Genomic DNA, 12,049 nt, shown 5'->3' on the forward strand with positions numbered 1-12,049 from the left:
CTACCGGACACCGAGGCGGTGGACACCGGCGTGCGCCGGGGTGACGGTGATCTCACGAAAAAAAAGGGCCGCGATCGCTCGCGGCCCTTTCTGTTACTTTGCTGCGTCGATCAGGCGGCGCGTACCGCGGCCATCTTCTCCGCGTTGCTCACCACGTTCGCGCGCAGCTCCTCGCTGTCGAAGTCGTCGACCGAGATGAACTCGGCGACGCCGTCGCGGACGCGCTGGAGCAGGTCGCGTTCCGCGGCGGTGATCGCACCCAGCTTCTCGGCTTCCGCGAGCTGCTCGTTGTAGGTGTGCGAGGTGAGCTGACCGCCCTTGAACGCCTTGAGGAACTTGCGCTCGACCGGCTCGGCGGCGATCACGTCGGGCAGGATCGCGTTCATGCGGCCGACGGTGTTGTTCGCCGTGGGCGTCATGTACGTCCAGCTCGTCAGGCGGTCGCGGGCTTCGCTGGGCGCGGTGATCAGCGCGGCGACGCGGCGGCCCAGGCGATCCGACGGCGGCACTTCGCGACGGCCGAACGGGAACACCAGGGCGCGCAGCAGCCAGGCGACCGGGCGTACCGGGAAGTTACGGATCACGCCATCCAGCGCCATCTGCATCTTCCACACGCACTCGTGGAACGCCCAGGCGAGCAGCGGACGATCCGCTTCCGGACGGCCGGTGTCCTCGTAGCGCTTGAGCATCGCGCTGGCGATGTACAGGTACGACAGCGTGTCGCCGAGGCGGGCCGACAGCTTTTCCTTGAACTTCAGCTTGCCGCCGAGCACGCCCATCGAGACGTCGGCGCACAGCGCGAGCGCGGCCGAGTAACGATTGAGCTTGCGGTAGTAGCGACGCGTGTAGGCGTCACCGGCGGTGTCGCCGATCTTCGCGGCGGTGAGGCCCAGCACGAAGCTGCGCACCGCGTTGGAGAAGCCGAAGCCGATGTGGCCGAACAATGCCTTGTCGAACGTCTTGAGGCGCTCGCGGTAGTCGGCGATGTTCAGCGCCTGCATTTCCTTCAGCACGTAAGGATGGCAGCGGATCGCACCCTGGCCGAAGATCATCAGGCTGCGGGTCATGATGTTCGCGCCTTCCACCGTGATGGCGATCGGCACGCTCTGCCAGCCGCGGCCCATGTAGTTCTTGGGACCGAGGATCACGCCCTTGCCGCCGTGGACGTCCATCGCGTCGGACGCGATCTGGCGGCACCATTCCGTGGCGTGGTACTTGGCGATCGCCGACGGCACCGCCGGCTTCTCGCCGCGGTCCACCGCCGCGGCGGTGGCGCGCGACAGTGCCTGCGTGGCGTAGGTCAGGCCGCCGATGCGGGCGAGCGCTTCCTCCACGCCTTCGAAGCGGCCGATGGCCAGGCCGAACTGCTTGCGCATGCGCGCATAGGCGCCGGTGGCGGCCACCGCCATGCGCGACGCGCCGGTGGCATTGGACGGCAGCGAGATCGCGCGGCCGACCGAGAGGCACTCGACCAGCATGCGCCAGCCCTGGCCGGCCATGTGCGGACCGCCGATCAGCACGGACAACGGAACGAACATGTCCTTCGCATGCACCGGGCCGTTCTGGAACGGCGTGTTGAGCGGGAAGTGACGACGGCCGATCTGCATCCCCGGCGTTTCGCGCGGGAGCAGCGCGAGCGTGATGCCGAGGTCTTCCTTGTCGCCCAGCAGCTTGTCCGGGTCGTACATGCGGAACGCGAGACCGACGATCGTCGCGACCGGCGCGAGCGTGATGTAGCGCTTGTCGAACGTCAGGCGGATACCGACGGTTTCCTCGCCGTTCCACATGCCCTTGGTGACGATGCCGAAATCGGGAATCGACGTGGCGTCCGAGCCGGCGTAGGGGCCGGTGAGCGCGAAGCACGGGATCTCGCGACCGTCGGCGAGGCGCGGAAGATAGTGGTTCTTCTGCTCGTCGGAGCCGTAGTGCATGAGCAGTTCGCCCGGTCCGAGCGAGTTCGGCACGGCGACCGTGGATGCCAGCGTCTGCGACATGCTCGAGAGCTTCTGCAGCACGGCGGAATGCGCCAGCGCCGAGAAGCCGAGACCGCCGTAGCTCTTCGGGATGATCATGCCGAAGAACTTGTTCTTCTTGATGAACTCCCAGACGTTGGGCGGCAGGTCCGCCAGTTCATGCGTGATCTGCCAGTCGTCGATCATGCCGCAGAGCTCTTCGACGGGGCCGTCGAGGAAGGCCTGTTCTTCGACCGTGAGCTCGGGCTTCGGCTGGCGCAACAGCACCGACCAGTTCGGCTTGCCCGAGAACAGCTCGCCCTCGAAACCGACCGTGCCGGCCTCGAGCGCCGTCTGCTCGGTGTCCGACAGCTTCGGCGTCACCTTGGCGAACATCGACAGCAGCGGGGCGCTGATCTTCTTCCGGCGGAAGTCGACCATCAGGAGCGGCACCGCGACGACCGCCAGAAGGATCAGCAGGACGACGGTGGTCACCGGCGCGCCGGCGAGGAGGCCCACGACGAGGATCGTCGCCGCCGTCGCGATGGCCCACGTCTTCAGGGACGTGCGGTGGTAGGCGCAGGCACCGGAGGCGATGAGCGCCGCCAGTACAACCAGGATCGCAGACATGGGTATCACCTCTTACTGTGGTTCGTTGCGGTCGTTGAAGGTGGAGCGGTGGATCAGATCGTTTCCATGAAGCTGGCGATCTCGCGCGTGAACGCGTCGTTCGCGTCGCCCGCCACCATGTGGGTGGCGTCGTTCAGTGCCACGTGATGCGCGTGCGGCACGAGGCGGAGGAATTCGTCGACGGTGTGGCTGGAGACGACGTCGCTGCGCGTTCCCGAGAGCAGCAGCACCGGCACCTGCACGCGCGCGGCGGCCGCGAACAGCCGCGGCTGGTAGCGCTCGCTTTCCTGCACCACCCCGTCGAGGAGTGCGGGATCCCAGTGCCAGCGCAGCCGGCCATCGGAAGCCTGGCGCAGCAGCGGCTTCAGCTGCGCCTCGGTTTTCCGTTCACGACGATGCGGAAGGTAAGCCTCGATCGCGGAGGCGGCCTCCTCGTAGTCGGCGAAACCGTCGGGATGGGCGCGCATGAAACCGAGGATACGTTCGACGCCGGCGGTTTCCCACCGGGGCGTGATGTCGACCAGGATCAGCGCCGAGAACGGCGGACGCGCCGGATCGGACTCACCGGCGGCGACGAGACCGAGCAGGCCTCCCATCGACGCGCCGACCAGCACCGGCGCGCGTCCGCCGGCCGGCGTGGCGTCGTGCGCCACGAGCAGCAGATCGGCCACGAACTGTTCCATGTGGTAATCGCCGCGCGGCACGTGCTCACTCTCGCCGTGCCCGCGCGCATCGAACGTCGTGGCGTCGAAGCCCCGCGCGTTGAGCGACCGGGCGGCGCCCAGCCAGGCGTGACGCGTCTGGCCGAAACCGTGCGCGAAGACGAGGCCGGGCGAGCGTTCGCCCTGCCAGCGCTGGGTCGCGAGCACGATCCCGTCGTCGGCGACGAGCCGGCTGACCGAAGATGCGACGTGGGCGGGATTGGCTACCATACGGCCGAGTATGTAGCGCCGCCGGAGGCACGTCAATACGCCGGCGTACGGTCATGTAACGTGTTCGAAGTCAAGGTCTTATGCAGCATGCGCGCGGCCGCCCCGATTGCAAACGGCGGCGTCTCCGCTACCATGCGTCGATGAACGACAGTTCCAAGACCGAACGGGTCCGCCTCTCCGCCGAAGACTGGGAAGACGGGGCGCTTGCCCTCATCGCCGAACAGGGCGTCGGCGCCCTCGCCGTCGAGGCCCTCGCGCGACGCCTCGGCGTCACGAAGGGCAGTTTCTACTGGCATTTCCGCACGCGCGAGGCCCTGCTCCAGGCGGCGCTCGAGCGGTGGGAAGAGTACGGCGAGCGCGAGGTTCTTGCCGAAATCGAGCGCATTCCCGATCCCCTGAAGCGCTTTCCCGAGCTGTTCCGCCGGGTCGCCCACGAGATGCAGCCGCACCGCGTGTATGCGGCGCTGCTGAAGGCGCTCGACCACCCGCAGGTCGTGCCGGTCATGTCGCGCGTCTCGCAACGGCGCATGGACTTCCTCACCCGCCTCTATCAGGAGGCCGGGCTGGAGCCGGTGGTCGCGCTGCATCGCGCGCGCCTGACCTACGCCGCGTATGTCGGTTTCCTCCAGCTGAACTTCACCCTCGGGCTGCCGCGATTGAGCCACGACGAGTTCGACGCGTACGTCGAGCACATGATCGCTACGCTCACGCCCGCGAGGTCCAGCGAAGGATCCTGAACGGCGCGGCCGCTTTTGCTGCGCCGTGCCTTGCGCATACCAACAATCGCAAACTACTGTCTCCACTGACGTTTAACTGGAGACCACACAGGATGCGAGCGCACGGCAGTTCACTGGATGCATTGAACCGATGGGTCGACGAGGTCGCCCTGCTGACGGAGCCCGCCTCCATCCGCTGGTGCGACGGCTCGGATGCGGAGTACGCCGGACTCGTCGAGACGATGCTTGCCAGCGGCGACCTTCTTCCGCTCAACGCGGAAACGAACCCGCGCAGCTACCTGCACCGGTCGCACCCGTCCGACGTGGCGCGCGTCGAGCACCTCACCTTCGTCTGCACGCCGGACGAAGCCGATGCCGGCCCGAACAACCATTGGATGGCGCCGGCCGAGGCCCACGCGAAGATCGACGCCCTGTTCGCCGGTGCCATGCGCGGGCGGACGATGTACGTCATCCCGTACTGCATGGGACCGATCGACTCCCCGCTCGCGCGCTGCGGCGTCGAGATCACGGACAGCCCGTACGTCGTCGCCAACATGCGCATCATGACGCGCATGGGCGCGGCCGCCCTCGCGCGCATCGAGCGCGAGGGCCGCTTCGTGAAGGGCCTGCACTCCACGGGCGACCTCGATCCCGAGCGCCGCTTCATCATGCATTTCCCCGAGGAGCTCTCGATCAAATCGATCGGCTCGGGCTACGGCGGCAACGCGCTGCTGGGCAAGAAGTGCCACGCGCTGCGCATCGCCAGCCACCAGGCGCGCCGCGAAGGCTGGCTCGCGGAACACATGCTCATCGTCGGCATCGAGAATCCGAAGGGCGAGAAGCACTACATCGCCGCCGCGTTCCCGTCGGCCTGCGGCAAGACCAATCTCGCGATGCTGATTCCCACCGAGGGCTACCGCAGGGCCGGCTGGAAGGTCTGGACGGTCGGCGACGACATCTGCTGGATGACACCGGGCGACGACGGGCGCCTGTGGGCGATCAACCCCGAGGCCGGCTACTTCGGCGTCGCCCCGGGCACGGGAGCCAACACGAACCCGACCGCCCTCGCGACGCTCGGCCACGATGCGATCTTCACCAACGTCGCCGTCACCGCCGACGGCCGGCCGTGGTGGGAAGGCCTCGGTGAGGGCGAGCCCGTCACGGACTGGCAGGGGCGCCCGTTCGACGCCGCCAACGGACCGGCCGCCCATCCGAATTCCCGCTTCACCGTCAGCGCGAAGCAGTGCCCGAGCTGGGCGCCCGAGTCGGAAGACGCCGCCGGCGTGCCCATCTCGGCGATCGTGTTCGGCGGCCGGCGGCCGTCCCTGGTGCCGCTCGTGTTCGAGGCGAAAGACTGGGCGCACGGCGTGCTCGTCGGGGCCGCCATGGGCTCGGAGACCACGGCCGCGGCCACGGGTGCGGTGGGCGTCCTGCGCCGCGATTCGATGGCGATGAAGCCGTTCTGCGGTTACAACTTCGCGGACTACTTCGCCCATTGGCTGTCGTTCGACAAGCCGGGCGCGAAGCTGCCACGCATCTTCCACGTCAACTGGTTCCGCAAGGACGCCGACGGTCGCTTCATGTGGCCGGGCTACGGCGAGAACCTCCGCGTGCTCGACTGGATGATCCAGCGCGTCGAGGGGCTGGCCACCGGGCATGAAACGCCCATCGGCACCGTGCCAGCGAAGGGCGAGCTCAACACCGAGGGCCTCGACGTCTCCCCCGCGACGCTCGACGAGCTGACGCGCGTCGACGTGGAGGGCTGGATCGAGGAGCTCAACGCGATCGGAACCTACCTCGACGGCTTCGGCGAGCGCATGCCGGAGCGGCTGAAGGCCGAGCAGCTGCGCGTGGGCAAGGCGCTCGAGGCGGCCCAGGAACGGCGCCCGGCACAGGTGGCCTGAGGCCATCTCCGTTCGCCGATACGATCGGCTCCCACCCCTTCGGTAGAAAGTTCGCTACCGGAGGGATGTGGCGGAACGCCGCGCCGTCCCTTAAACCGTTTCGCCCTTGCCCGCATCCAAGCTGGCAAGATGAACGCCCTATGCCTCACCGCCACCTCCTTCATGCAGCCTGAGCTGCCCGCCGCCTCGTCGGACGACGAGACCGTGCGCGCCGCGGTGGCGGGTGACCGCAAGGCTTTCGAGGTTCTCTATCGCCGCCACGCGGACCGGGTCTACGGCGCCGTCCTGCGCCTGGCCGCCTTCGACCACGCCCGCGCCGAAGACCTCACGCAGGAGGCCTTCGTCCGCGCCTGGCAGAAGCTCGAAGGGTTCCGCTTCGAAAGCTCGTTCGGCACGTGGGTGTACCGTCTCGCCGTGAACGTCGCGCTGATGTCCATACGCGCCCGCAACGCCGACCCGGTCACGATCCTCGACGACGAACACCTGCCGGACATCACCGATATCGACAATCCCGTCCGCGCCTTCGAGCGCGACGAACTGGAAAAGGCCATCGCGGCGTTGCCGCCGCGGGCCCGCGCCGTCCTCGTGCTGCACGACGTGGAAGGCTGGAAACACGAGGAGATCGCCACCGAACTGTCGATGGCGGTCGGTTCCTCGAAAGCGCAGTTGCACCGTGCCCGCGGCCTGCTCCGCCGCGTGCTGGGAGATAAGCCATGAACGAACTCGACTACCTGCGCCAGATGCGCTCGCTCAACCGCCCGGTGGTTCCGCACCGCGATCTCTGGGCCGGCATCGAAAGCCGCCTCGACGAAGCGGCCGCCCCCACCGTCGCGCGCCGGCATCGCGCGCGTCCCTGGCTGATGGCCGCCGCCATCGCCGGCGTCGCGGTGCTCGGCGGCGGCATCGGGCTGCACCTCGCCGCGCCGGCGTCCGACGGCGGGATCGCCGCCAGCGGACACGCCTGGAAACCCACGGATCCGCGCCTCGCCGGCGCCGCCGTGGAGCTCGACGCGGCACGCATGGAGCTGACCCAGGCCATGCAGGATTCCCCGGATTCGGCCGCGTTGCAGCGGCTGCTCCTGAAGACCGAACGACAGCGCGATCGCCTGCGCAATTTCGACAAGCAAGCCGGCTAACGCGACCAGCAAGGACACCCACGACCATGAAAACGATCCATCTCACTCCTCTGCTGCTGGCGCTCTCGATCGGTCAGGCCTTCGCCTCGACGCCGATCAACCTGTCGAAAGACATCCGCCCGAACGCGAAGGTCAGCATCGAGAACGTCAAGGGCGAAGTCACCGTGACCGCCTGGGACAAGAACCAGATCCAGGTCTCCGGCACGCTCGGCGACGGCGCGCGTCCGTTGCAGATCGAAGGCGACGACCGCGAGGTCGAGGTCCATGTCGGCGGCGACGAGAAGAAGGGCCACTGGTTCAGCTGGGGCAACGACTCGCGCATGCAGCCCACGATCCTCAACGTCCGCGTGCCGAAGTCCGTCGAGGTCAGCATCAACGTCGTCAGCGCCCCGGTCAGCATCGACGGCCTCGACGGCGGCAAGGTCGACGTCGACTCGGTCAGCGGCCGCATCCGCGCCAACCTGCGTTCGCCGGAAGTGAGCATGCAGACGGTCAGCGGCACCATCGATCTGGCGGGCCGCGCCGGCCGTGCCGATCTGCAGACGGTGTCGGGCGACATCACGGCGCCGAACGTCGCCGACAAGATCGATGCCCAGACCGTGTCCGGCCGCATGACCATCGGCGGCGGTCCGTGGAAGGACGCCAACTTCAGCACCGTCTCCGGCGACACGCAGATCGCGGGCGGCCCGACCCGCGAGGGGAAGCTCGATGTCGATTCGATGAGCGGCGACGTCCAGCTCCAGCTCCCCGCCGATACGTCCGCCCGCGTCGAAGCCTCGACGTTCAGCGGCGACCTGCGCAGCGACTGGGGCGACGTCTCCCGCGGCGACGGCCCGGGCAAGGATCTCAAGACCACCATCGGCGGCGGTAGCGCCAACATCCACGTGGAATCGTTCAGCGGCGACGTGCGCATCCGCTCGGCGGGGAAGTAGGGATCGTCATACCGGCGCGGAACGGGCACGTCGCATCGGCTCCTCGCTTCCGCGCTCGAGGTGCGACCGGCGAGGCACTCAGGCCGTCTTCTTGCCCTTGCGCATGTTCGCGCGCGAGTCCGCGATCATCGCCTGCATGGCCGCGGTGGCTTCGTTCGGACGACGGCGACGGATCGCTTCGTAGACTGCGCGATGATGCGGTAGCGAATACCGGAAGTTCTTCGCCGTGCGCGCCGACATGACGAAGAAGGTACCCAGCGCCGTTTCGATCACGCCGAACAGCGAACTGAGCAGCTCGTTGTTGGTCGCCGTCAGCACCGCTTCGTGGAAACGCAGATCGGCCTCCGCCCAGTCGTCGAGCGTCTGCGCCTCCTCCATCGCCTCGAGAGCCTCGCCGATGGCGGCCAGCTGCGCCGGGTCACGGCGCCGCGCGGCGGCGGCCGCCGCGGCGGGCTCGATGATGGCCCGCATCTCGACGAGCTTGTCGACGAAGTCCTCGGTCGGCATCGCCGCGCAACGCCAGGCGAGGACGTTGGCATCGAGGTGGTTCCAGAAGCGCGCATCGCGCACGCGCATGCCGGTCTTCTGGCGCGTTTCGATGAGCCCCTTCGCCGCCAGTACCTTCAGCGCCTCGCGCAGCACGGTGCGGCTGACGGCAAGCTGCTCCGCCAGACGCGCTTCGCCGGGCAACGGATCGCCGGGACGCAGGACGCCGCCGACGATCAGCCCGCCGAGCTCTTCGATGACCTGGACGTGCAGGTTCCTGGGGCTTGCCGCCTTCGGGGGCATGAGGCTCTCCGTTCCCGTGTCGTGTGCATCCTAGCGCAGGCCGACCCGTGCCGATGACGCGGCGCAGCTTGTCATTTGTCTTACAAATATGTTCAGGTCGCGGGGATCACACCGACTGGAGTGGAACCGCGATGAAGAAAGCTACGATCCTGGCCGCCGCGATCGCGCTGGCGTGCAGCGGCGCCGCCGCGGCCGGCGACGCATCGAAGGCCTCGTTCGGCAAGACGCCCGACGGCAAGGACGTCACGCTCGTGACGCTGACGAATGGCAAGGGCATGACGGTGAAGGTGCTTTCCCTCGGCGCGGCGCTCTACGCCGTGGAGGTGCCGGACCGCCACGGCAAGCCCGGCGACATCGTGCTCGGGTATCCCGACCTCAAGGGCACGTTCGCCAAGCCGCAGTACTTCGGCGATACCGTCGGCCGTTACGCGAACCGCATCGCCAAGGGCCGCTTCACGCTCGACGGCAAGACGTATTCGGTGCCGGTCAACGACGGACCGAACTCGCTGCACGGCGGCAAGGTCGGCTTCGACAAGGTCGTGTGGACCGTCGACAAGGTCGAATCCGGCGCGAAGCCGAGCGTCACCCTCAGCTACGTGAGCCCGGACGGCGACCAGGGTTATCCCGGCAAGGTCACCACGCACGCCACGTATTCGATCGGCGAAGGCAACGAACTGACGATCGAGTACACGGCGACCACGGACGCGCCGACGATCGTCAACATCACGAACCACGCGTACTGGAACCTCGCCGGCGAGGGCACCGGCAGCGTGATGGACCAGCAGCTCATGATCGCCGGCGATGCCTACCTGCCGACCGACGCGACCGCGATTCCCACGGGCGAAGTCCGCTCCGTGGCGGGCACCGATTTCGACTTCCGCAAGGCGAAGCCGATCGGCCGCGACGTGCGCGACGCGAAGGAACAGCAGATCGTCTTCGGCCGTGGTTACGACCACAACTGGGTGATCTCCCGGAAGGAGGCGGCACAGCCGCGCGAGGTGGCTCGCGTCACCGACCCGAAGAGCGGCCGCGTGCTGTCGCTGTGGTCGGCGCAGCCGGGCCTGCAGTTCTACTCGGGCAATTTCCTCGACGGCACCACCTCGGGCAAGTCCGGCGGCATCTATCGCCAGGGCGACGCGTTCGCACTCGAACCGCAGCTGTTCCCCGATACGCCGAACCAGCCGGACTTCGGCTCGGCACGCCTCGACCCGGGCAAGACCTATCGCAACACGATGACCTACAAGTTCACGGTGGATAAGGCCACCGCGCACTAAGGATCGAACGGGGTTCCACCTCGCAGTCACACCTCGTGATGCAACGCTTCCGCCGGTTTGCGCCGGCGGAAGCGCGGCGCGAGTTCCACCATGTACATCGCGGCGAGCACCAGCGCGCCACCGCCGAGCATGCGGCCGGTGAGCGCGTCCACGCCCAGCAGCACAGCGAAGCCCGCGGCGAACACCGGCTCGGTGGTCATGACGATCGCCGCGCGTGTCGCCGGCATGTGCGCCTGCGCCCAGGTCTGCACCAGCATGGCCACCGCGCCCGCGACCAGCGCCATGTAGAGGACGGCCACCCAGGCCTTCGCGTCCGGCGGCAGCGCCGGACCGCCATGCGGCAGCGTGATCGCAAAACAGACCGCGGCGATGCCGACCATCTGGATCGCGGACATCCCGAACGCATCCCCGGGCTTCGACCAGTGACCGAGGCCGACGATGTGCAACGCGTAGAGCGCGGCGGACGCCAGCGTCAGCAGCACGCCGCCGTCGACCTCGAAGCCGTTGAGCGCGAGCACGCCGAGGCCGACCGTCGCCAGCAGCACGGCGAGCCAGGTCGTCCAGGGCATGCGCTGGCGGAAGAGCAGCAACGACAGGATGGGCGTGATCACGACATACATGCCGGTGACAAAGCCGCTGACACTCGGCGACGTCCGCGCCAGGCCCTCGGTCTGCAGCCACTGCGCGACGCCGTAGAGCACGCCGAGCGCCAGGCCCCGCGCGAGCTGGACGCGGCCGAGGCGCAGCAGCGGCACCGCGAAGCACAGCAGCATCACCACGGCGGCGATGACGAAGCGCACCGCCAGGAAATCCGCCACGGACATGCGCCCGACGACGTCCTTGATGAGCACGAACGTGGAACCCCAGATGGCCGTCACCGCGAGCAGGCCCAGGGTGGCGACGCCGCTCCCGCGCGACGCCTCGCTCACCGGCGCTTCCGCAGCAGCTGCGCGGGCACCTTCAGCACGAAATGCGCCCAGATGCCGAGCCACACGACCGCGCGAACGAAGGCGTTGCGCGCCGCCGGATCGTGCCGGCGGAACCACAGGTACATGCTGCGATGCTTGTGCCGGCTGACGAACACCGGACGATGCCGGCTGGAACCGCCCTTGCCGTGGAGCACGCGAACGTCGCCGGCGAGGATCACCTTGTAGCCGGCATCGCGCGCGCGGCGGCAGAGGTCCATGTCCTCGCAGTGCAGGAAGAACGATTCGTCGAAGCCATGCAGGCGATCGAACGCGGGCCGCGGCATCAGCATGATGGCGCCGGACACGATCTCGACCTCTTCCGCGCCATCGGGGATCGGACCGCGGATGTCGATGCCGCCGTCGCCCTTACCGCCGAACTTGGTCGAGAGCGAACGGCGCAGCAGCGGGTCGCGCCGGCGCGACGCCGGATCGGGGTGTCCGTGGCTGTCGCACACGACCGCGCCGACGATACCCGTGTGGATGTCCATGTGCGCGGCCATGCGACGGATCGTGTCGCGCTCGATCAGGCAATCCGGATTGAGCACGAGCAGCCGCGCACCGCGCGCCTGCGCGGCGCCGCGATTCACCGCGGGGCCGAAACCGAGGTTCGCCCGGTTGTAGATCACGCGCACGCGGTCGTCGTCGGCGTAGGCCCGGTCGAGCGATTCCGGGATGCCGTCGGTCGAACCGTTGTCGACGACGAGCAGCTCCACCGGCACATCGCTGGCGAGCGCGTGTTCCACGCACTCCCGCGTCAGCGCCCCGCTATCGGCGAGGACGATGACGATGCTCGTGAGGGGGACGGCGTTCATCGGC

General features: G+C 68.2%; 11 protein-coding genes. 6 read left to right on the top strand and 5 right to left on the bottom strand.

Annotated elements, in window-relative coordinates:
- Positions 1–110: 110 nt before the first annotated feature.
- Positions 111–2,582, bottom strand: a complete 2,472-nt coding sequence (locus J2X58_RS18480; protein ID WP_310050220.1) for an acyl-CoA dehydrogenase — start codon at positions 2,580–2,582, stop codon at positions 111–113.
- Positions 2,583–2,635: 53 nt separating this feature from the next.
- Complete coding sequence (locus J2X58_RS18485; RefSeq protein ID WP_310050221.1) at positions 2,636–3,514, bottom strand: alpha/beta hydrolase; 879 nt, start codon at positions 3,512–3,514, stop codon at positions 2,636–2,638.
- A gap of 140 nt (positions 3,515–3,654) precedes the next feature.
- On the opposite strand from J2X58_RS18485, the gene J2X58_RS18490 reads away from it, so the two are divergent.
- The 5 genes from J2X58_RS18490 (at position 3,655) to J2X58_RS18510 (ending at position 8,202) form a co-directional block, all read left to right on the top strand.
- A complete protein-coding gene (locus J2X58_RS18490) occupies positions 3,655–4,251 on the top strand; it encodes a TetR/AcrR family transcriptional regulator (protein ID WP_090055905.1) in 597 nt (198 codons plus the stop codon).
- Positions 4,252–4,343: 92 nt separating this feature from the next.
- A complete protein-coding gene (locus J2X58_RS18495) occupies positions 4,344–6,134 on the top strand; it encodes a phosphoenolpyruvate carboxykinase (GTP) (protein ID WP_310050222.1) in 1,791 nt (596 codons plus the stop codon).
- Positions 6,135–6,296: 162 nt separating this feature from the next.
- Entirely contained in the window at positions 6,297–6,851 is a 555-nt protein-coding gene (locus J2X58_RS18500; protein ID WP_090055908.1) for a sigma-70 family RNA polymerase sigma factor, read from the top strand.
- Positions 6,848–7,270 (top strand): hypothetical protein, encoded by a 423-nt coding sequence (locus J2X58_RS18505; protein WP_090055121.1) that lies wholly within the window; start codon positions 6,848–6,850, stop codon positions 7,268–7,270. The genes J2X58_RS18500 and J2X58_RS18505 overlap by 4 nt, the downstream gene beginning before the upstream one ends.
- 26 nt (positions 7,271–7,296) lie before the next feature.
- Positions 7,297–8,202: a DUF4097 family beta strand repeat-containing protein gene (locus J2X58_RS18510; RefSeq protein WP_310050224.1), complete on the top strand. Its 906-nt coding sequence runs from the start codon at positions 7,297–7,299 to the stop codon at positions 8,200–8,202.
- Between the two features lie 78 nt (positions 8,203–8,280).
- On the opposite strand, the gene J2X58_RS18515 is transcribed toward J2X58_RS18510, so the two are convergent.
- On the bottom strand, positions 8,281–8,991 hold the full coding sequence (locus J2X58_RS18515; protein ID WP_310050226.1) for a FadR/GntR family transcriptional regulator: 711 nt from the start codon (positions 8,989–8,991) through the stop codon (positions 8,281–8,283).
- Positions 8,992–9,122: 131 nt separating this feature from the next.
- Here J2X58_RS18515 and J2X58_RS18520 point away from each other — a divergent pair, with 131 nt between their 5' ends.
- Entirely contained in the window at positions 9,123–10,265 is a 1,143-nt protein-coding gene (locus J2X58_RS18520; protein ID WP_090055125.1) for an aldose epimerase family protein, read from the top strand.
- A gap of 26 nt (positions 10,266–10,291) precedes the next feature.
- Here the strand turns inward: J2X58_RS18520 and J2X58_RS18525 are convergent, their stop codons facing one another.
- On the bottom strand, positions 10,292–11,194 hold the full coding sequence (locus tag J2X58_RS18525) for a DMT family transporter (protein ID WP_090180844.1): 903 nt from the start codon (positions 11,192–11,194) through the stop codon (positions 10,292–10,294).
- Complete coding sequence (locus tag J2X58_RS18530; protein WP_310050230.1) at positions 11,191–12,045, bottom strand: glycosyltransferase family 2 protein; 855 nt, start codon at positions 12,043–12,045, stop codon at positions 11,191–11,193. Before J2X58_RS18530 ends, J2X58_RS18525 begins: the two co-directional genes overlap by 4 nt.
- Between the last annotated feature and the right edge of the window lie 4 nt (positions 12,046–12,049).

The sequence above is a fragment of the Luteibacter sp. 3190 genome (assembly GCF_031456385.1).
Taxonomy (GTDB): Bacteria; Pseudomonadota; Gammaproteobacteria; order Xanthomonadales; family Rhodanobacteraceae; genus Luteibacter.